Origin of the sequence: Micromonospora tarapacensis (assembly GCF_019697375.1) — a bacterium.
Taxonomy (GTDB): domain Bacteria; phylum Actinomycetota; class Actinomycetes; order Mycobacteriales; family Micromonosporaceae; genus Micromonospora; species Micromonospora tarapacensis.
The window spans coordinates 3587921-3608011 of the sequence record NZ_JAHCDI010000004.1 but is presented as its reverse complement, the minus strand read 5'-3'; the positions used below and the strand labels follow the sequence as shown (position 1 = coordinate 3608011).

The 20091-nt window shown below is 72.2% G+C and carries 17 protein-coding genes and 2 pseudogenes; 12 read left to right on the top strand and 7 right to left on the bottom strand.

Annotation, left to right across the window (positions count from 1 at the left end):
* The first annotated feature begins 69 nt into the window (after positions 1-69).
* Complete coding sequence (gene rlmN, locus KIF24_RS22220) at positions 70-1221, top strand: 23S rRNA (adenine(2503)-C(2))-methyltransferase RlmN (protein ID WP_221085670.1); 1152 nt, start codon at positions 70-72, stop codon at positions 1219-1221.
* A 31-nt stretch (positions 1222-1252) separates the two neighbouring features.
* Positions 1253-2500, top strand: a complete 1248-nt coding sequence (locus tag KIF24_RS22215) for a DivIVA domain-containing protein (protein WP_221085669.1) — start codon at positions 1253-1255, stop codon at positions 2498-2500.
* A 98-nt stretch (positions 2501-2598) separates the two neighbouring features.
* Here KIF24_RS22215 and KIF24_RS22210 read toward each other — a convergent pair whose 3' ends face one another.
* Positions 2599-2820, bottom strand: a complete 222-nt coding sequence (locus KIF24_RS22210) for a DUF2631 domain-containing protein (RefSeq protein ID WP_221085668.1) — start codon at positions 2818-2820, stop codon at positions 2599-2601.
* Positions 2821-3007: 187 nt separating this feature from the next.
* Between KIF24_RS22210 and KIF24_RS22205 the strand changes: the two genes are divergently transcribed.
* The gene (locus KIF24_RS22205) at positions 3008-4591 is read left to right on the top strand and encodes a Rieske 2Fe-2S domain-containing protein (RefSeq protein ID WP_221085667.1); all 1584 of its coding nucleotides are present in this window, start codon (positions 3008-3010) and stop codon (positions 4589-4591) included.
* Between the two features lie 4 nt (positions 4592-4595).
* On the opposite strand, the gene KIF24_RS22200 is transcribed toward KIF24_RS22205, so the two are convergent.
* Together KIF24_RS22200 and KIF24_RS22195 are read right to left on the bottom strand one after the other, a co-directional pair.
* The gene (locus tag KIF24_RS22200; RefSeq protein ID WP_221087499.1) at positions 4596-6191 is read right to left on the bottom strand and encodes a phytoene desaturase family protein; all 1596 of its coding nucleotides are present in this window, start codon (positions 6189-6191) and stop codon (positions 4596-4598) included.
* Between the two features lie 53 nt (positions 6192-6244).
* Positions 6245-7084: a YhjD/YihY/BrkB family envelope integrity protein gene (locus KIF24_RS22195; RefSeq protein ID WP_221085666.1), complete on the bottom strand. Its 840-nt coding sequence runs from the start codon at positions 7082-7084 to the stop codon at positions 6245-6247.
* 128 nt (positions 7085-7212) lie between these two features.
* On the opposite strand from KIF24_RS22195, the gene KIF24_RS22190 reads away from it, so the two are divergent.
* Positions 7213-7782 carry a GNAT family N-acetyltransferase gene (locus tag KIF24_RS22190; RefSeq protein WP_221085665.1) on the top strand — a complete coding sequence of 190 codons (570 nt, stop codon included), beginning with the start codon at positions 7213-7215 and terminating at the stop codon, positions 7780-7782.
* 216 nt (positions 7783-7998) lie between these two features.
* Here the strand turns inward: KIF24_RS22190 and KIF24_RS22185 are convergent, their stop codons facing one another.
* Genes KIF24_RS22185 through KIF24_RS22175 form a run of 3 tightly spaced genes read right to left on the bottom strand, consistent with a single transcriptional unit; the run spans position 7999 to position 8734 of the window.
* Positions 7999-8244, bottom strand: coding sequence for a hypothetical protein (locus tag KIF24_RS22185; protein WP_221085664.1), 246 nt, complete (start codon positions 8242-8244; stop codon positions 7999-8001).
* Positions 8241-8483 (bottom strand): DivIVA domain-containing protein, encoded by a 243-nt coding sequence (locus tag KIF24_RS22180; protein ID WP_221085663.1) that lies wholly within the window; start codon positions 8481-8483, stop codon positions 8241-8243. Before KIF24_RS22180 ends, KIF24_RS22185 begins: the two co-directional genes overlap by 4 nt.
* Positions 8480-8734, bottom strand: coding sequence for a hypothetical protein (locus KIF24_RS22175; RefSeq protein WP_221085662.1), 255 nt, complete (start codon positions 8732-8734; stop codon positions 8480-8482). The genes KIF24_RS22180 and KIF24_RS22175 overlap by 4 nt, the downstream gene beginning before the upstream one ends.
* Positions 8735-8940: 206 nt before the next feature.
* On the opposite strand from KIF24_RS22175, the gene KIF24_RS22170 reads away from it, so the two are divergent.
* The 6 genes and pseudogenes from KIF24_RS22170 (at position 8941) to ispG (ending at position 14452) form a co-directional block, all read left to right on the top strand.
* Positions 8941-9816 (top strand): helix-turn-helix domain-containing protein, encoded by an 876-nt coding sequence (locus KIF24_RS22170; RefSeq protein ID WP_221085661.1) that lies wholly within the window; start codon positions 8941-8943, stop codon positions 9814-9816.
* Positions 9817-9827: 11 nt separating this feature from the next.
* Positions 9828-9992 (top strand): annotated as a pseudogene (locus tag KIF24_RS33330) (DUF397 domain-containing protein); the annotation flags it as partial.
* Positions 9993-10497: 505 nt separating this feature from the next.
* A complete protein-coding gene (locus KIF24_RS22160; RefSeq protein ID WP_221085660.1) occupies positions 10498-10716 on the top strand; it encodes a hypothetical protein in 219 nt (72 codons plus the stop codon).
* Between the two features lie 92 nt (positions 10717-10808).
* Positions 10809-12020 (top strand): 1-deoxy-D-xylulose-5-phosphate reductoisomerase, encoded by a 1212-nt coding sequence (gene dxr, locus KIF24_RS22155; RefSeq protein ID WP_221085659.1) that lies wholly within the window; start codon positions 10809-10811, stop codon positions 12018-12020.
* Positions 12020-13270 (top strand): M50 family metallopeptidase, encoded by a 1251-nt coding sequence (locus KIF24_RS22150; protein ID WP_221085658.1) that lies wholly within the window; start codon positions 12020-12022, stop codon positions 13268-13270. The genes dxr and KIF24_RS22150 overlap by 1 nt, the downstream gene beginning before the upstream one ends.
* A gap of 9 nt (positions 13271-13279) precedes the next feature.
* A complete protein-coding gene (ispG, locus tag KIF24_RS22145) occupies positions 13280-14452 on the top strand; it encodes a flavodoxin-dependent (E)-4-hydroxy-3-methylbut-2-enyl-diphosphate synthase (protein WP_221085657.1) in 1173 nt (390 codons plus the stop codon).
* 108 nt (positions 14453-14560) lie between these two features.
* On the opposite strand, the gene KIF24_RS22140 is transcribed toward ispG, so the two are convergent.
* Positions 14561-15151, bottom strand: coding sequence for a PadR family transcriptional regulator (locus tag KIF24_RS22140; protein ID WP_221085656.1), 591 nt, complete (start codon positions 15149-15151; stop codon positions 14561-14563).
* A gap of 194 nt (positions 15152-15345) precedes the next feature.
* Here KIF24_RS22140 and KIF24_RS22135 point away from each other — a divergent pair, with 194 nt between their 5' ends.
* Together KIF24_RS22135 and KIF24_RS22130 are read left to right on the top strand one after the other, a co-directional pair.
* A complete protein-coding gene (locus KIF24_RS22135; RefSeq protein WP_221085655.1) occupies positions 15346-16185 on the top strand; it encodes a GNAT family N-acetyltransferase in 840 nt (279 codons plus the stop codon).
* Positions 16186-16312: 127 nt separating this feature from the next.
* A pseudogene (locus tag KIF24_RS22130) lies at positions 16313-20069 on the top strand (ATP-binding cassette domain-containing protein).
* The last annotated feature ends 22 nt before the right edge of the window (positions 20070-20091 follow it).

Sequence of the window (20091 nt, the reverse complement as noted above, 5' to 3'; positions counted from 1 at the left end):
GTGGCCGCAGTGGGTCCGGCAACTCCGGGCGGGATCGTTCCGGGCCGAACGTGCCAGACTGGACGGGCCATGACGAGTCTTCCCCTGATTCCGGTCGACCCGGACGCGCCCGGTGCACGCCGGGCGACGATGCCCCCGCAGCACCTCGCCGACCTTGACCTTGCCGGCCGCCGAGACCTGGTCACGAAGCTTGGGGAGTCGGCCTTCCGGGCCCGGCAGATCTCCACCCACTACTTCGGCCGGCTGGTACGCGACCCGGCGCAGATGACCGACCTGCCGGCGGCGTCCCGCGAGCGCCTGTCCGACCAGCTGCTGCCCCGGCTGCTCACTCCCGTGAGGGAACTGGCCTGCGACGACGGGGCGACTCGCAAGGCGCTGTGGCGGCTGCACGACGGGGCGCTGGTGGAGAGCGTGTTGATGGGCTACCCGGACCGGGTCACCGTCTGCATCTCCAGCCAGGCCGGGTGCGGCATGGCCTGCCCGTTCTGCGCCACCGGCCAGGCCGGTCTGACCCGTAACCTCTCCACCGCCGAGATCGTCGACCAGGCGGTGTACCTGGCCGGTGTGGCCGCCTCCGGCGCGGTCGCGGGGTCGCCGCCGAGGCTCTCGCACGTGGTGTTCATGGGCATGGGCGAGCCTTTGGCGAACTACAACCGGGTGGTCGCCGCGATCCGCCGGCTGGTCGCGCCGGCACCTGAGGGTCTGGGCCTGTCACAGCGACACATCACCGTTTCCACGGTCGGGCTGGTGCCGGCCATCCACCGACTGGCCAGCGAAGACCTCTCGGTGACTCTTGCGTTGTCGCTACATGCCCCCGATGATGAGCTGCGCGACGAACTCGTGCCGGTCAACCAGCGCTGGAAGGTGTGCGAGGTGCTGGACGCAGCGTGGGCCTACGTGGCCCGCACGGGGCGCCGTGTGTCGATCGAATACGCGATGATCAAGGACGTGAACGACCAGCCGTGGCGAGCTGACCTGCTCGGGCGGCTGCTGGCCGGCAAGCTGGCCCACGTGAACTTGATCCCGCTCAACCCGACTCCGGGCAGCCGTTGGGACGCCAGCCCGAAGCCGGTCGAGCGGGAGTTCGTCCGGCGGTTGCGCGACGCCGGGGTGTCCACCACGGTGCGTGACACCCGAGGTCGCGAGATCGACGGAGCGTGTGGGCAACTGGCCGCGGCTGAGGACAGGGGCACCGACCCGGCCGGGGAGATGTCGGCGTGACCGGGCGTGGCGAACGAGACCAGGAGACATAGTGGCGAGTCAGGGTCAGCGTTTCCGGCGTAAGGCGCTCCGCCGGGGATACAAGGTTGACGAGGTGGACGCCTTCCTGGACCGGGTCGAGGCGACACTCGCTGGCCAGCCGGTCGGAGCCCCGGTGGCCTCGCAGGAGGTCCACGACGTCGTCTTCCGCGTTCGCTTCAACGGCTACGACGAGTGGCAGGTGGACCTGCATCTCGACCGGGTCGAACGGCAGTTGGCCGAGCTGGAGGAGCGCGGGGCGATGGCCGGTCGCGGCGGCGATGCCCGGATGGGTCCGCCGGACCGGATGGGCCCGGGCATGCGCGACGACCGCAGCATGTCCCCGGTTCCGCAGCCGCCGATGCCACCCCGGTCGATGCCGGCGCAGGCCGGCCCGCCCTACGGTCGTTACGACGAGCCGACCGGCGCCTTCGCCGGTGGCTACGACGCTCCCCGCGGCGGCTACGACGCGCGCGGTGCCGCCGGTCCGATGGGTCCGGGTGCGCCGATGGGGCCGCCGGGTGGCCCGATGGGCCACGGCGGGCCTCCGCCGCGCGGCCTGCCCGCCGGCCCGGGCGGTTACGGTCCGCCGGACGGCCCCGGCGGTTACGGTCCGCCGGACGGCCCTGCCGGCTATGGTCCGCCGGACGGCCCCGGCGGTTATGGTCCGCCGGACGGCCCCGGCGGCTACGGTCGGCCGGACGGCCCTGCCGGCTACGGTCGGCCGGACGGCCCGGGCGGTTACGGTCCGCCCGACGGCCCTGCCGGTTACGGTCCGCCGGACGAGCAGCGCTTCGACGGGTTCGAGGCGGGCCGGCACGGCCGTAGCGACATGACCGCCGAGATCCGGCTCCCGGACCGTGACCCGCGGCGCGGCCCGGCAGGGCCGCCGCCCGGCATGCCGCAGCAGGCGCTCGGCGGTCCGCCGATGGGCGGGCCCCCGCCGATGGCGGGCCCGCCGGCCATGGGCGGGCCGCCGATGGGTGGGCCGCCGATGGCCGGCCCGCCCGGCAGCGACCTCTACCGGGTCGACCAGATCCGGCGCAGCTTCCAGGTCCGCCGCTTCGGCAGCGGGTACGACCCCGACCAGGTGGACCGGTTCTTCGAGACCCTCCTCGGCGGGATGGCCGGGCGCAACCCGATGCCGGTCAACCCGAAGGACCTGGACACGCTGCGCTTCGGGTTGGTGCAGGGCGGCTACTTCGAGGCCGAGGTCGACGCCGCGCTGAAGAACGCCCAGGACATCCTCTTCGGCCGCTGAGCACCCGACGAGGCCCGCCCCGGTGCTCCATGGGGCGGGCCTCGTCACAGGTCACGGGCTCGCGGTCGGTCGCTCGCCGGCAGTGGCCGGGGTGCGGGTCAGGAGCGCAGGCCGTTGCGCCGCAGCACCACGTCGCCGATCACGATGAGCAGCAGGAGTGCGGCCAGGCCGATCAACCAGATGTCCTCGATCCTGCCCTCGTGGTTGCCGCAGAGCATTGCCAGCAGCACGAGGGCGGTGAGCACCGCACCGATCCGTCCGGCCTTACGGTGCCCGGGCTTGTGCTGGTCTGGCGCCGTTACCGGCTCGCTTCCTGCCACTGTCGGTCCTTCCTCGCGAACGGATCTCCGGCTAGTCTGGCACGTCCCGTGCCGGGGTTCCGGTCCAGGGCCGGTGGACCCCGCTCAGGTGGGTGGAAGGGCACTACCGGCGTCGCGGGGCGGAGACCAGACTGCCTCCGGTAGCGTTTTGGCGTACACCTCGATTGTCTTTTTAGGGGGAACTGCGGTGCGAGTGACCGGTACCGGGCACGCGAGCATGCGGATCGACACGGCCGCGGGCAGCATCCTGTGCGACCCGTGGGTCAACCCGGCCTACTTCGCCTCCTGGTTTCCGTTCCCGGACAATTCCCGGCTCGACTGGGAGACCCTCGGCAACGTCGACTACCTGTACGTCTCCCACCTGCACCGGGACCACTTCGACGCGGCCCACCTGAAGCGGTACGTGTCGAAGGCCGCGACCGTGCTGCTGCCGGAGTTCCCCACCTCGGAGATGGAGGACGAGTTCCGCGAGCTGGGCTTCACGAAGTTCCTGAAGACCCGCAACGAGGAGGTCGTCGAGCTGGACGGTGGCCTCAAGATCATGATCCAGGCGCTGACCAGCCCGACCGACGGCCCGATCGGTGACTCCTCGCTCTGGGTGGAGCACGACGGCGTCCGGCTGCTCAACCAGAACGACGCCCGCCCGACGGACCTGAGCCTCTTCGCCGAGCTGGGCCACGTGCACGCGCACCTGCTGCAGTTCTCCGGGGCGATCTGGTACCCGATGGTCTACGAGCTGCCGAACGCGGCGAAGACGGCGTTCGGCAAGCAGAAGCGGGACCGGCAGTTCGACCGGACCTGGCGCTACATCGACGACCTGAAGGCCGACCACGTCTTCCCGATCGCCGGCCCGCCGTGCTTCCTCGACGACGAGCTGTGGCAGTTCAACGACATCTTCGGCGACGAGGGGAACATCTTCCCCGACCAGTCGGTCTTCCTGTCCGAGTACGCCAAGGTCGGTGGCACCAACGGCATCGTGCTGCTGCCCGGCAGCGTCAGCGAGATCACCGTGGACGGCGCGAGCACCACGCACCCGGTGCCGGTGGAGGAGTTCTTCGCCAACAAGGTCGCCCACCTGGAGGAGATGCGCGAGCGCAAGCGGCCGATCATCGAGGCGGAGAAGGCGTCCTGGCGACATCCCGAGGTCGACGTGCTCAAGGAGCTGAAGCGGCGGATCGAGCCGCTGCTCGACGAGTCGATCTACCTGGCCGAGGGGGTCGGCGGCCCGGTCCGCTTCGACCTGGTCGGCTACGACGCCGAAAGCGTCGAGTCCATCGTGGTCGACTTCCCCGGCAAGCAGGTGCGGCCGTACGCCGACGAGAAGGTCCGTTACCGGTTCCGCACCGAGCGGGCGCTGGTCGAGCACCTGCTGCACATCGGCGAGGTGGACTGGGTCAACTCGCTCTTCCTGTCCTGCCGGTTCTCGGCCGCCCGGATCGGCCAGTACAACGAGTTCGTGTACGCCTTCTTCAAGTGCCTGTCCACCGAGCGCCTCCAGTACGCCGAGGGCTGGTACGACGAGCACGAGCGGGCCGTCGACGCCGAGGACATCACCCTCGGTGACTGGGTGGTGCAGCGGCGCTGCCCGCACCTGAAGGCCGACCTGAGCCGGTTCGGCATCATCGACGGCGACCAGCTCACCTGCCAGCTGCACGGCTGGCGGTTCGACCTGCCCAGCGGGCGCTGCCTGACCAGCGTCGGCCACAAGGTCCGCGCGCACCGCGTCGGCGAGGAGACCACGACCCCGGAGACCGCCCAGCCGGCGAACTGAGCCCTCAACGACCGAGGTCGGCGAGGATGCGTTGGGCGGCGTTGTGGCCGGCGGCGCCGATCACGCTGCCGGCCGGATGGCAACCGGCGCTGCCCGCGTAGAGGCCGTCGACGCCTGTCGCGTACGGCATCCGGTCGGCGAACGAGACGGTGTTGTCGACGTGGTGGATGTGCCCGCCGGTGATGCCGAAGTGTGCCTCGATGCCGGGCGGCGGCAGCGGCACCGCGTCGGCGATCAGGTCGCCGGTGCCGGGGGCGTAGCGTTCGCAGATCGCCACCAGCCGCTCCACGTAGCCGGGCAGCGCCGCCGCCCAGGTGGTGCCGGCCAGGTCGTACGGCACCGACTGGACGAACAGCGCCGACGAGTGGTGACCGGCCGGGTCGGCCAGCGACGGGTCGACGGTGGTGTGCAGGTACCACTCGATGGTCGGCTCCTCGGGCAGTCGCCCGGCCTGCACGTCGGCCCACATGGCGCGCAGCGCCGCCATCGGCGGCTCACCGGTGCCGCCGGTCAGTGACGCCGAGCCGGGCAGCAGGTGGATGGTCGAGCCGAACGGGCTCGGCGCGTCCTCGGGCAGGCAGGAGAAGCGGGGCAGGCCGCGCAGCGCGAGGTTGAGCTTGAGCGTGGTGCCGGTGCGCCGGACCGCCGCCATCCGTTCGGTGAGGACCGTGGGGAGCGCGTCGTCGGGCAGCAGCTCCATCAGCCGGTACGGGTCGCAGGCGCCGAGCACCACCTCGGCGCCGATCTCCCGGCCGTCGGCGAGCACCACGCCGCGCGCGGCGCCGCCGTCCAGGGTGATCGCGGTGACCGGCGTGCCGGTGACGATCCGCGCGCCGGAGGCGCGGGCCGCGTCGGCGAAGGTGCGCGACACGGTGCCCATGCCGCCCTCGGCGATCATCCAGGTGCCACCCGAGCCGGGCAGCCGGCACATGTTGTGCACCAGGAAGTTGTGCCCGGTGCCGGGGTCGTCCGGGCCGGCGTTGAGCCCGGACAGGCCGTCGGTGACCGCGTACATGCTGACCAGCAGTTCGGAGCGGAAGTCGAAGCGGGCCAGGTAGTCGGCGACCGAGCCGCGGACGAGGTCCACGAAGACGTCCCGCAGCTCGGGCCGGACGTAGCGCTGCGCGGTCTCCTCCACGGTCAGCGGCTCGGCCAGCCACGCCGGGGCGAGATCCTCGCGCAGCGCGGCCAGCTCGGCCTGCAACGCGTCGTCGGCGGCCACGTCGGCGGCGGAGAAGAACTCGGTGAGCTGCCGGCGGGTGGCCGCGGTGTCGGTGCCGAACAGCAGGTACGGCGAGCCGGCTCCGCCCGGGGTGGGCAGGAAGTAGTGCGGGTCGCGGCGCAGCACCGGGATGCGGACGTCGAGCGCGGCCAGCAGCTCCGGCGGCATCAGCCCGAGCAGGTACGACCCGGTGGAGTGGCGCAGCTCGGGCACCCGGGGGAACGGGTTCTCGGTGCGGGTGGCCCCGCCGATCACGTCGGCGGCCTCCAGCACCAGCACGTCCAGCCCGGCCCGGGACAGCAGGATCGCGGAGACCAACCCGTTGTGCCCGGACCCGACAACCACCACGTCCGCCCGGGATGGCACCTCACCGCCCATCATCCCCGCACCCTAACCCCTCCCACCCCGCGGTGACCTCGTCGACCATGAGGTTAGCGGCGGTCCCGCTGACCTCGCAGCCGCCAGCCGGCCAGGGCCAGGGTGGCGGAGTAGCCGGCGAGCACGATCACGTGGAACACGTAGAGCCAGAGCAGGATCGCCACCGCGGCGCCGACCTCGTCCAGACCACCGAAGGGCACGCCCAGGTCGAGCGGGAGCGACGCGAAAAGCACGAAACCGTGCAGGAAGCCGGAAAGGTTCGCCGCGGTGAACGAGCCCATCGCCAGCGTGGAGAGCCAGTCCGGTGACGCCGGGCCGACCACCCGGAACACCCACATCAGCACCGGGCTGAGCACCAGCCAGACCGCCAGGAAGGAGAGCACCACCCCGAGCGCACCGGCCCAGCCACCCCGCCGGACCAGCTCGGTGGTGGTCGGCAGGGCGAGCAGGATCGCCAGCAGCAGCGCCGGGGCCGGCGCCAGCAGCGGCAGCAGCAACAGCCGGCCCCGCCAGCCGATCAGGTGCTCGTCGGAGCGGGGGGCGGCGACCGAAACGAAAGCCCGGCGCAGCCCCTCGCCGTACAGCGACGCGGGCAGCAGCGCGGCCAGCGCCGGCCACGGGGTCAGACCCACCCCGGCCTCGACCAGCGCGGCCACCGCGTGCGGCACACCGATCGCGTCCGGCAGGGTCTCCACGGCGTACGCGGTGAGCCGGCGGACCCGTTCCGCCCCCGCCAGCAGCGTGGTCAGCCAGATCGCCAGCAGGGCCACCGGCACCACGGCGATCGCCCCGTAGAACGTGATCGCGGCGGCGTGCAGCGGCAGGTCGCGGCCACGCACCGGGCGGAACGCGGCCCGGGTGATCCGCCTCGTCCGTTCCCACGCACCGCCCATCGCGCTCCATTTCCCCTTCGTCTCCGCCGGCAACCGTCGCGTCGGCGCCGGGTCGCCGTCCCCGCCGGGTCGCCGTCCCCGCCGAGCATCCCCGGGTGCCCTGATCGTCGTGGCTAGGATCGCCGACCATGACCGTCGACACGACCGACCGGCTGACGTTGCGCGACTGGACCGCCGCACCGGTCGACCTGGCCCGGATCTACGACATCTACTCCCGGGACGAGGTGATGCGCTGGCTGGGCGGGGGAGCGGGCCGGCTCACCGAGCCCGGCCAGGCCGCCGAGCGCCTGGCCACCTGGGGCGAACGGTACGCGCCGTACGCCGGCCGGTACGGCATCTGGGCGATCGAGGTGCGTGACACCGGCGCGGTGGCGGGCAGCGTACTGCTGAAACCGCTGCCGGGCGCCGACGGCAGCACGCCGACCGAGGACATCGAGGTGGGCTGGCACCTGCACCCCGACTCCTGGGGCCACGGCTACGCCACCGAGGCGGCCCGGGCCGTACTGGCGCGCGAGTTCGCCGCCGGCACCCGGCAGGTGTATGCCGTGGTGACGCCGGGCAACGAGCGCTCGATGGCGGTCTGCCGCCGGCTCGGCATGACCCACGTGGGCCGGCGCACCGACTGGTACGGCGGCACCGAGGTGGAAACCTTCGTCCTGACCGGCCCGTCCGAACCGGCCGACGTCCGCGGTCGCTGACCCACTCCGGCTGGCCCCACGCCCACCTGCGCCGCACCGGCTTCCGGTGTCTGGACACTGTCGAGCTGAGAGCGTCAACGGGCTGGCCGCTCCAGAGCACGGCGACCAGCGCCGTCCTGGTGATCGCGGCAGTCGTGCTGCTGGTCGGTGTCCCGGCGGCAATCCGCCACGCCATCCGTCGCGTCCCGGCCCGCGGCATCGCCGAAGCGGAGTCGATCACGTGACTGTGCAGGGGCCGGCGTGGTCGTTGGGGCGGTGGCAGCGGTGCGGGCCGTCGAGTGCGGTGTCGCACCAGACCCGGTGGCGCAGGAATTGGCGGTCTTCTTCGCTGAGGGTGGTTTCGCCGAAGTCGATGGCCGTGAGGTGGCCGAGCGAGTCGCGGAGCGCGACGGCGAGTGCGGTGGCCTCGTCCAGGCTGGTCAGCCTGGTGGGCAGGTGGATGATCCAGCGGGGCGGGCTCATCGCGACCTCGAATGGTGGCGGTGGGCGGTCTGGCGGGACTGCCACTGTCGCAGTGCCTGGCGGATGCGTTCGGCCTCGGTGTTGGCGGTGGTGAGTTCGCGGTGCAGCCGCTCCAACTCGTCGGCGAGCCGGTTGAGATAGTCGTGCACCTGGGCGGGGTCGAGGCCGCGCCAGCGGGTGTCGAAGGTGGCGGCGCGGACGTGCTGGGGGAGCGGGCGCTCTCCGCTCACGTAGATCATGGGCGGGAGGCTTCCTGCTCGGCGAGCATCGTCTGGATCTCCTGGTCGGTGAGGCCACGTTGGGCGAGGACGCGGCGGCCCCAGCGGTGCAGGCGGCAGGGGTGGCGCGCCCGGTCGTTGCGGCAGCGCGGGCCGTCGGGCCATTGTTCGGCGGCGTGCACGATGATCGCCCGCAGCGCGAAGGTGACGTCTTCGGCGGTCACGTAGGGCGGTGGCGGGATCTCGCCGAGCGCGTCGTCGATCGATTCCATGGTGCTCCCACTGTCGAATGGTGACGGTGCCGGGGCGAGCGCCGGGATGAGGTTTCGGGGAGGGCGCCCGCCCCGGTCGTGACCGGCCAGGGGGATCGGCCGGTCATCCACGATGGTCATTTCACTACTGGCCTTGCGCAATGTTCTGCGGAAGAATGCGAATCAAGGGATGAGGTGCCTTACGCGACAGCAGCGAAGGAGATGACGTGGACGACCCGGGAAGCACCGTCCCGCGTAGGCAGCTCGGCAGGTATTTGAGAGAACTTCGGGAAAACGCGCATGTGACGGTGGCGGCGGCGGCGAAGGAACTGGAATGGTCGACGCCCCGGATCTGGCGGTACGAAACCGGCCAGGTCCCCATGCACCCGAACGACGTGGAGGCCATGTGCCGGGTGTACGGCGTGGGCCGCGAGACGATCAAGACGATGCGGTCGCTGGCCCGCGAGACCAAGGCGCACGGCTGGTGGCACAGCTACGGGGAGGCGATCGAGGACTGGTTCAAGCTGTACGTCGGCCTGGAAACCGCCGCCACCAAGATCCGAAAGTACGAAGCCGACCTGGTACCCGGCCTGTTGCAGACGGTCGAGTACATGACCGAGGTCATCGCAACCGACCACCCGCAGCTGAGCGCGGCGGAGCAGCAGGCCAAGGTGGATGTCCGGCTGCGCAGGCAACGGCTACTTGCACGCGCGGTACCCCGGGCGCCCTACTACGACGTGATCCTCAGCGAGGCGGTGCTGCGCCGGCCGCTTCGTGACCGGTCGGCGATGGCTCGGCAACTGGATGCGTTGGTGGTGGCCAGCCGGCAGCACAACCTCAAGGTCCGGGTGCTGCCCCTGACCGCCGGCCTGTTCCGGTCGGCTTTCACAGGCACCTTCACCTTGCTCGACTTCCCCACTGACGTGCGGGAGCCGGAGCCGACCACGATCTACATGGACGGTCCCTGCGGCGCGGTCTATCTCGACAAGCCGCACGAGATCCGGACCTACGAGGAAGTCTGGCGCTCGCTCGGCGAGCGGGCGCTCGATGTCGATGACTCCCGTGAGCTGATCACGGCGATCGCGAAGGAGATGACCCAATGAAACGTGACGGGGTGTGGCGCACGTCGTCCCGGTCAGGTGGTAGTGGTGAGTGCGTCGAGGTGGCGGGATTCGTCGACGCGGTCGGCGTACGCGACAGCAAGGACCGGCAGGGTGCGGAGCTGAGCTTCGCCGCGCCGAGCTGGACCCGGTTCGTCGCCGCCACCCGCGCGGGCCGCTTCGCCCCCGCACCTGAACCTGGCGCGACCCGGCCGGTGCCGACCGAACCCGGTCGGCACCGGGCCGGTCTTCGCATCGCCGGGCTGGTCGGAGCATGATCAGGAAACTGGTTCGGTGGAATTGTGGTCCCTACGAGGCGGGAAGGCTGCCGGATGGCCGCAACGGTGTCGGTCACAACCCGAATCGGCTATGCGCGGCGCCGGGGCGAGACATGGGATGTGAGATCTTGGACAGTTTCCGTTAGGTGCTAACGGAAACTGTCCAAGATTAGCTGGCGAGTCCTGGGTCGTGGACAGCGAGCGTCGTGGACAGCGAGCGCTGCGGTGGACGTGCTGCCGGGAAACAACGGACCGAGGATCGAGGTCTCGCATGGTTGTGTCGTGGTCACCGCTGGTGGCGGTGTCGATCGGCGGACGGTGCGGCGTGAGCTTGGCTACCGGCTGAGACGGGCAGCACGAGCCGCTGGGCTGTGGGCGTACCACTCGGTCAACCTGGTCTCCGGCGATGATCTCTTCATCCCGGATCTCGCGGTGCTGCGCTCGCCTGGCGGCGGCCGACCGGGCGGGTGCCCACGATCGCCCCGCCGCCGGCACCACATTCGTGATGAATCGGCCCTTCGACTTCTCGGTTGACCCGGCCGACCTGCTCGACGACGAGGCACCGCAGGATGCTGACTCGACGGAAGGCCGGATCCCGCCGGAGGCGGACCGGGGAGGGAAGTAGCGTCCCCTCCTTCAGAGACGCGCCCTTCCGCGACCTCAGGCGCAACAAGGTGCCCTTCCGCGCACCGGAGGGCGGTGGGGAACAATGGGAGCGTGACGTCCCCCCGTGATCTTGTGCTGCTGGGTTGTACCGGGTCGGTCGGTACCCAGGCCATCGACATCGTGCGGCGCAACCCGGGCCGGTTCCGGGTGGTGGCGCTCGGTGCCGGTGGGGGCAACATCGGTCTGCTCGCCGCCCAGGCCCTCGAACTCGGCGTCGAGGCGGTCGGGGTGGCGAAGGCGTCCGCGGCGCAGGATCTCCAGTTGGCGTTCTACGCGGAGGCGAGCCGGCGGGGCTGGGCCAGCGGCGAGTTCAAGCTGCCCAAGATCGTGGCCGGGCCGGACGCGATGAGCGAGCTGGCACAGTGGCCGTGCGACGTCGTACTCAACGGGGTGGTGGGGTCGCTCGGGCTGGCGCCGACCCTGGCGGCGCTGCGCGCCGGGCGTACCCTCGCGCTGGCCAACAAGGAGTCCCTCGTTGCCGGCGGCTCGCTGGTCAGGGCAGCGGTGACGCGGCCGGAGCAGATCGTCCCGGTGGATTCGGAGCACTCGGCGCTCGCCCAGTGTCTGCGCGGCGGCACCCGGGGTGAGGTGCGCCGGCTGATCGTCACGGCCAGCGGCGGGCCGTTCCGGGGCAGGCGGCGCGACGAGTTGACGACCGTCACGCCCGAGCAGGCCCTCGCGCACCCGACGTGGAACATGGGTCCGGTCGTCACGATCAACTCGGCGACGATGGTCAACAAGGCGCTGGAGGTGATCGAGGCGCACGAGCTGTTCGACGTGCCGTACGCCGACATCACCGTGATGGTGCACCCCCAGTCGGTGATCCACTCGATGGTCGAGTTCGTCGACGGATCGACGCTCGCCCAGGCCAGCCCGCCGGACATGCGGCTGCCGATCGCCCTGGGGCTGGGCTGGCCGGAGCGGGTGCCCGAGGCCGCCGCCGCCGTCGACTGGACCACGGCGCACAGCTGGGAGTTCGCGCCGCTGGACGACGCGGCGTTCCCGGCGGTGGCGCTGGCCAAGGCGGCCGGCGAGGCGGGGCGCTGCCGGCCGGCGATCTACAACGCGGCCAACGAGGAGTGCGTGGCGGCGTTCGTCGCCGGGCGGCTGCCCTTCCTCGGCATTGTCGACACCCTACAGCGGGTGTTGGAGGAGGCTCCCGACTTCGGCGAACCGGGTACCGTCGAGGACGTACTCGACGCCGAGTCGTGGGCGCGCGCACACGCGCAGGAGATCATCGCTGCTGCGGTGGAAGGAGCTTGATGTCGTTCGCGTTCGGGGTGGTGCTCTTCGCCCTCGGCATCCTCGTCTCGGTGAGCCTGCACGAGGCCGGCCACATGCTCACCGCCAAGGCCTTCGGCATGAAGGTCACCCGCTACTTCGTCGGCTTCGGCCCCACCCTCTGGTCCTTCAAGCGTGGCGAGACCGAGTACGGGATCAAGGGCATCCCGCTCGGCGGCTTCTGCAAGATCGTCGGGATGACGCCACAGGACGACGACGTCGAGCCCGGTGACGAGAAGCGGGCCATGTGGCGCTACCCGGTGTGGAAGCGCACCATCGTGATGTCCGCCGGTTCGGTCACCCACTTCGGCTTGGCGATCTTCGCTGCCTGGTTGGCGGCGATGACGTTCGGCCTGCCCAACCCCGACCGCCCGAGCACCGAGGAGCAGATCCGCGCCGAGCCTGCGGTGATCGCCCTCCAGCAGTGCGTACTGCCGGACACCACCTACCGGGCCTGCGAGGCGGGCGACGCCGCCAGCCCGGCCGCCGCGGCCCAGCTGCGTGACGGCGACCGGATCACGTCGCTCAACGGCACCCCGATCAACAGCTACGGCGACCTGCTCACCACCCTGCGGACCATGACCCCGGGCGGCACCGCCAAGATCGGGTACGAGCGTGACGGTCAGCCCGGCACCACCGAGACCGTCCTCGGCACCACCAAGCGCCCGCCGATCGACGACCCGGACGGGCCGGTCACCGACGTTCCGGCGCTCGGCGTCGGCCTGGTCATCTCCACCCCGGGCCTGGTCAGCTACGGCCCGGTGGCGGCGGTCGGCGCGACGAGCGAGTTCATCGGCGACATGGCGGTGGCCACCGCCCAGGCATTGCAGCGGCTGCCGGAGAAGATCCCCGCGCTCTGGACCGCCATCACCGGCGGCGAGCGGGACATCGACACCCCGATCAGCGTGGTCGGTGCCAGCGTGCTCGGCGGCGAGGCGGTCGCCAACGACGCCTGGGAAATCTTCGTCATGCTGTTCATCTCACTGAACTTCTTCATCGGGGTGTTCAACCTGCTGCCGCTGCTGCCGCTGGACGGCGGGCACATCGCCATCGCCTGGTTCGAGCGGGCCCGCTCCTGGGTGTACGCGCGGCTGCGCCGGCCCGACCCGGGTCGGGTCGACTACTTCAAGCTGATGCCCTTCACGTACGTGGTGATCCTGATCGGTGGCGTGTTCACGCTGCTCACGATCACCGCGGACGTGGTCAACCCGATCACCCTCTTCCCAAGGTGAGTGCCTGAAGTGACCGCTGTCAGCCTCGGTATGCCCCCCGTACCGCCGCCGCCGCTCGCGCCGCGCCGGGCGAGCCGTCAGATCATGGTCGGTTCGGTGCCGGTCGGTGGCGGTGCGCCGGTGTCCGTGCAGTCGATGACCACCACGCTGACCTCCGACGTCAACGCCACCCTCCAGCAGATCGCCGAACTGACCGCGTCCGGCTGCCAGATCGTCCGGGTCGCGGTGCCCAGTCAGGACGACGTGGAGGCGTTGCCGGCGATCGCCCGCAAGTCGCAGATCCCGGTGATCGCGGACATCCACTTCCAGCCGAAGTACGTCTTCGCCGCGATCGACGCCGGCTGCGCGGCGGTGCGGGTGAACCCGGGCAACATCCGGCAGTTCGACGACAAGGTCGCCGAGATCGCGCGGGCGGCCGGCGACGCGGGCGTGCCGATCCGGATCGGGGTCAACGCCGGCTCGCTGGACAAGCGGCTGCTGTCGAAGTACGGCAGGGCGACGGCGGAGGCGCTGGTCGAGTCGGCGCTCTGGGAGTGCTCGCTGTTCGAGGAGCACGGCTTCCGGGACATCAAGATCTCGGTCAAGCACAACGACCCGGTGGTGATGATCCGGGCGTACCGGCAACTCGCCGAGCAGTGCGACTACCCGCTGCACCTGGGCGTGACCGAGGCCGGGCCGGCGTTCCAGGGCACCATCAAGTCGGCGGTCGCCTTCGGGGCGCTGCTCGCCGAGGGGATCGGCGACACCATCCGGGTGTCGCTCTCCGCGCCGCCGGTCGAGGAGATCAAGGTCGGCAACCAGATCCTGGAGTCGCTCGGGCTGCGCGAGCGCGGCCTGGAGATCGTCTCCTGCCCGTCCTGTGGGCGGGCCCAGGTGGACGTCTACAAGCTGGCCGAGGAGGTCACCGCCGGCCTGGAAGGGCTGCCGGTGCCGCTGCGGGTCGCCGTGATGGGCTGCGTGGTCAACGGTCCCGGTGAGGCCCGCGAGGCCGACCTGGGGGTGGCCTCCGGCAACGGCAAGGGTCAGATCTTCGTCAAGGGCCAGGTCATCAAGACGGTGCCCGAGGCGCAGATCGTGGAGACCCTGATCGAGGAGGCGCTGCGGCTCGCCGACGAGATGGGCGCCGAGCTGCCCGAGGAACTGCGCGAACTGCTCCCCGGCGCCACCGTCACCGTGCACTGAGCCGGTCCCGGCCAGCCGGCCGGCACGAGGGCGGCAGGCCGGGCGGCAGGCCGGCGGCACGAGGGCGGCCACCTGGGACAGGTGCCGCCCTCGTGCGGGTACCGGGGGTCACTCGGATTCGGCGAGGATCGCGTACAGCTTGCGGCGGGTCTCGTCGAGCACCTGGGCCGCCCGCTCCCGCTGGTCGTCGGTGCCGGTCGTCATCACCTGCCGCAGGGCGTTCATCGCCTGCGCGCCGGCGTGCCGGATGTCGTGCCAGCTGTTGATCGTGTCCTCGGCGACCTCCGCCCAGGGGGGCGTCTGCGCCGCCGCGTCCGCCTCGGCGCGGCCCTGCTCGGTGAGGGTGAACCGCTTGCGGCCACCGCCGGACTCCTCGGTGGCGGCGATGACGCCCTCGTCCTCCAGCAGTTGGAGGGTGGGGTAGATGGAACCGGGGCTGGGTCGCCAGCCTCCGCCGGTGCGCGAGTCGATCTCCTGGATCATCTCGTAGCCGTGCATCGGCCGCTCGGTGAGCAGGGCCAGCACGGCGTTGCGGACGTTGGGTCGGCGTCCCCGGCCGCGTCCGCGACCGCCGCGACCGTGCCCGCCGTGACCGTGGCCGAACCCGTGCCCGCCGGGCGGGAAGGGCGGACCGGGCGGGAAGCCGAACCCGCGCCAGCGGCCCTCGTGCGGGGCGTGCTCTCGTTGATGGAACCTCATCGGGCTGTCTCCTTCGCTGGACTGTCGGCGATGCATCAACGATATATCGGCAATGCAACGCCGACAACCCGCACCTCGGGGGCGTGGACTTCACGTGGGGCTTTGTCCGGTTTGTTTTTCTTCCGGGGCCGGGCCGTGGGATGACGGTCGCCGTCTGCCAACACCCGGTGAACGGATCTGGCAGGCTGGTAGCCGTGCTGACGGCGCCAGTGCGGCAACTCGGGGAGTCGGAACGTCGCGCGGTCGAACGGTTGCTCGACCTCGACCCGTACGCGGGCGCGCAGGTCGCGGAGCGGATAGCCGCGCGCGGGCTGGCGTGGTGGCGGGCCGAGGGGCGGGTGCTCGGGTACGGCACGCGCCGCCAACTCGAATCGGTCTGCTGGCTCGGCGGCCACCTCACCCCCGTGCTGGCCGGCCCGCAGGCGATCGCCGCCTTCGCCGACCTGCTGGCCGGCGAGGAACGGCTCTGCTCCTCGATCGTCGGGCGCGCCGACTCCGTGCTGCAACTCTGGGACCGCCTCGCCGGCGCCTGGGGGCCGGCTCGCGACGTACGCCCGAACCAGCCGCTGCTGGCCACCGACGCGCTGCCCGGCGTGCCCACCGACCCGCAGGTACGCCGGGTGCGCAGCGCGGAACTCGACCTGCTCTTCCCGGCGGCGGTGTCGATGTACACCGAGGAGGTCGGGGTCTCGCCGCTGGTCGACGACGGCGGGCGCGGCTACCGGCGCCGCGTCGTCGACCTGATCCGCTCCGGTCGGGCGTACGCCCGGTTCGTCGACGGCCGGGTGGTCTTCAAGGCCGAACTGGCGGTCGTGACCCGGCGCACCGCGCAGGTCCAGGGGGTCTGGGTGGCACCCGACTGGCGAGGCCGGGGGATTGCCACCGCGGCGATGGCGGCGGTGGTCCGTGACGCGCTGACCCGGGTCGCCCCGACGGTCAGCCTCTACGTCAACGACTTCAACCGGCCCGCCCGGCGGGTCTACGAGCGCTGCGGCTTCCGGCCGGTGGGCACCCTGGCGACCGTGCTCTTCTGACCGCCGCCCGCCGCCCGCCGCCCGCCGCCCGCCGCCCGGCCGGTCTGCCACCGGCGAAAATGCGTTGAGCCGCGGGGGCGGGCCGAGCAGGCTGGAACCTTCGCCACCAGACCGGAGGAACCGACCCGTGCGCCTGCTCCGTGATCTGTGGGTCACCTCTTCCCGCCGGATGACCCTGGTGGTCGTCCTCATCGTCCTCGGCGGCGTCGGTCAGGCGGCCACCGCCGCGCTCGCCGGGCCGCTGCTGCTGCACCGCTCGGTCGGGTTCTTCGTGCTGCTGTCGGCGGCGCTGGTGGTGGCCGTCATCAGCGACCTGGTGGTCAGCCTGGTGATGGCCGGGGTGACCGCCGACTGGTCCGCCGACCTGCGGCGCCGGCTGTGCCGGGTGGCGCTGGGCCAACCCGTGCCCACCCTGGAGACCACCCCGGTCGGTGAGATGCTCGACCGGATCGACGGCGACGTGTACGACGTGGCCTCGGGCGTCCGCGGCCCGGGGGTGCGGCTGGCCCAGGCGCTGGCCGTCGGCATGCTGTCCACCCTTGTCGCGTTCACCGTCTGGTGGCCCGCGGGGATCGGCATGCTGCTGCTGGTGATCCTGCTCGCGGCCACCCTCCGCGGGCCCGCCGCGCGGATCGCCCCGGCCCGGATGCACGAGGAGGCGGCCTGGTCGGATTTGGCGGCGGTGATGGAGGAGTCGATCCACGGCCAGGACGACGTCCGCACCAGCCTGGCCCGGCCCTACGTGCTGCGCCTCTATGCTCGGCGGGCGGCCGAGGTGCTGCGCCGCGGGCTGCGGGTGTGGCAGATGTCGGCGCAGGTCAACACCATCGCGGCCGGGGTGACCCGGGCCGGCATCGCGCTGGTCGTGCTCGGCGGGGTGTGGGCGCTGAGCACCGGCCGGGTCGACGCCGCCCGGATGACCGCGATCTGGCTGCTCTCGCTCGCCCTCGGCATGACCGTCGAACACGTCAGCCGGATGGTGCCGGAGGTGCAGTACGCCCTCGGCGCGTGGGGCCGGGTGCAACTGCTGCAGAACGCCCCGCAGGAACCCACCGGCGGCGCCGCGCCCACCGACGGTGATCTGATGATCCGTGACCTGACCTACCGCTACCCGACCAGCGGGCCGGACTCCGATCGCGGCCCCGCGCTACGCGAGGTCGACCTGACCTTCGTCCGGGGCCGTTCGTACGCCCTGGTCGGCCGGACCGGGTCGGGCAAGTCCACGCTGGCCAAGCTGCTCACCCGGGCGGTCGACGTGCCGCCGGGCACGGTCCTGCTCGGCGGGCGCGACGTGCTCGACCTGGACGTCGAGCAACTGCGCCAGTGGGTCGCGGTGGTGCCGCAGCGTACCGAGATCCTCGCCGGCACGCTCGCCGAGAACGTGGCGCTGTTCGACCCCGAGCTGCTCGACGCCGCCGCGCGGGCCCTGCACGAGTTGGGGCTGGCCGGCTGGATCGCCGAGTTGCCCGCCGGTCTGGACACCCGGCTCGGCGAGGGCGGCCACGTGCTCTCGGCCGGCCAGGAGCAACTCGTCGCCTTCGCCCGGATCCTGGTCCGCGACCCGCACGTGGTGATCCTCGACGAGGCCACCGCCCGGCTCGACCCGGTCACCGAGGCGCGGGTGCAGCAGGCCACCGAGCGCCTGCTGCGCGACCGGATCGGCATCGTCATCGCCCACCGGCTGTCGTCGGTGAGCCGGTGCGACGAGGTGGTGGTGCTGGCCGACGGCGCGGTGGTCGAGGCGTCCCCGCTGGCCGGGTCGCACCGCTTCGCCGAGCTCATGGCCGCCAGCCAGGCGGGCGCGAACGGCGTCGACACCGGGACCGACCTGCTGACGGAGCCGGAGGCGGACCGGATCTGGGACGAACCCGCACTGGTGGGCGCCAATCCGGCCGCCGGCGCGAACCTGGCCGCCGCCAGCCCGGTCGGCACGCTCAACCCGGTCACCGGGACCAGTGCGTCCGCCGTGCCCAACGCCGCGGCGGTGCGCAGCGCCGACCCTCTGACGCCCGGCGAGGGCCGCCGCCCGCCGGCTGGTTCCGAGCTGTCCACACCGGCAGCCGCCGGGGCAGGACCGCCGAACGCGGGCGATTCCGCACCGATGGTCGGGCCCGAGCCGGTCGACCCGGCGGAGGGTCGACAGGTCGGCGGGCGGGAGTCGGGCGGCCGTACCGTCGAGGCGGAGATCGGTGGCGACCGGCGCCCCGCGTCGCGCGGGCGGACCCTGCGGGAGATCGCCCGGCTCTGCCTCAACGACCCCCGCTACGGCGCGGCGGCGGTGGGCATCTTCACCGTGCTGGCCGTCCTCGGCCTGGACGGGCCGGTGCTGGCCTGGCTCTGGGCCGACGTGGTCGACGGCACCGGCGACCCCTGGCTGCCCGCCCTGGGCATCGCGGCCGGGCTGATCCTCGCCATCCCCGCGCACTACTGGACGCACCTGTGGTTCCCGGCCTGGTGGGTACGGCAGATGCTGCGGATCAGCGCCCGCCTGGTGTACGGCCAGACCGGCCCGCGTCGGGTCAGCCGGCACACCCCGGCCGAGGTGGTGGCCCAGGGCGGCGACACCGAGCGGGTGGTGCAGCTCGCCGACAACGTGCTCGACCAGACGGTCGGCGCGGTCCTGCTGGTCGCCATGACCCTGATCACCGGCAGCGTGGTGCCGGGGCTGTTCTTCCTCGGCACGATGGTGCTGTCCGGGGTGGCGGCCACGGCGTTCGGCCCCCGGCTGGAGCGGGCCGCCCGGGACACCGTCGCCGCGCGGGCGGCGTTCGCCACCGCGCTGGTCTCCACGCTCTCGGCCGCCCGGACGGTGAAGCTGGCCGGTGCCACCCGGCCGGTGCTGACCCACCTGGCCGACCTCGACACGGTGCGCAGCGACCGGCAGCGCCGGGAGATCGCCGTGCAGGTCTGGGCCCGCTCCACCCCCGCGGTGGCCAGTGGGCTGTTCCCGATCGGCGTCTGGGCGTTGTTCCTGGCCGGCGGGCTCTCCGCCGGGGCGACACTGGTCGCGGTCGCCACGCTGGGCGCGGCGCGCTGGTTCGCCTGGACCACCGCGTCACTGATCTCCCAGGTGCCGTCGGCGCGGGTGTGGACCCGGCGGACGGCGGAGATGACCGGGATCGAGGCGTACTCGGCGCGGGTGCCCGGGGTCGACCTGGCCACCGGTGCCGCCCCGCGCCGCCGGTGCCGCCGCGCACCCGCTGCGGCGGCTGGAACTGGTCGGCTTCGGTGTCCGGCACACCGACGGCACCACCGCCGTACGCGACGTGGACCTGACCGTGGAGCGCGGGCAGCTCGTGCTGGTCGTCGGCCCGGTCGGTGCCGGCAAGTCGTCGCTGCTGCGGGCCCTGGCCGGGATCGCCCCGCACACCGGGCAGCTGACCTGGAACGGCGAGCCGGTCACCGAACCGGAGCTGTTCCTGCGCCCCAACCAGGTCGGCTACGTGGGTCAGCTGCCCCGGGTGCTCTCCGGCACGGTGGCCGACAACATCACCCTCGGGCACCAGGTGGACGCCGCGCACGCGGTGACCACCGCCCAGTTGGAGCACGACCTGGCCGGCACCGGCAGCGGGCTGGGTCTGCTCATCGGGCACAAGGGCACCCGCCTGTCCGGCGGGCAGTTGCAGCGCCTCGCGCTGGCCCGGGCGCTGGCACCGCGTACCGAACTGCTGGTCGCCGACGACGTCTCCTCCGCGCTGGACGTCACCACCGAGCTGGCGCTGTGGCAGGCGTTGCGCGAGCGCGGGGTGACGGTGGTCGGCTCCACCTCGAAGCGGGCCGCGTTGGTGCGGGCCGACCGCGTCGTGGTGCTGATCGGTGGCCGGGCCGCCGCCCAGGGGCCGTGGTGTGACCTGGAGCGGCGCTGGGGGCACCTGGCCGGCTGACCGGCGCGGGTGCTCCCGGGCC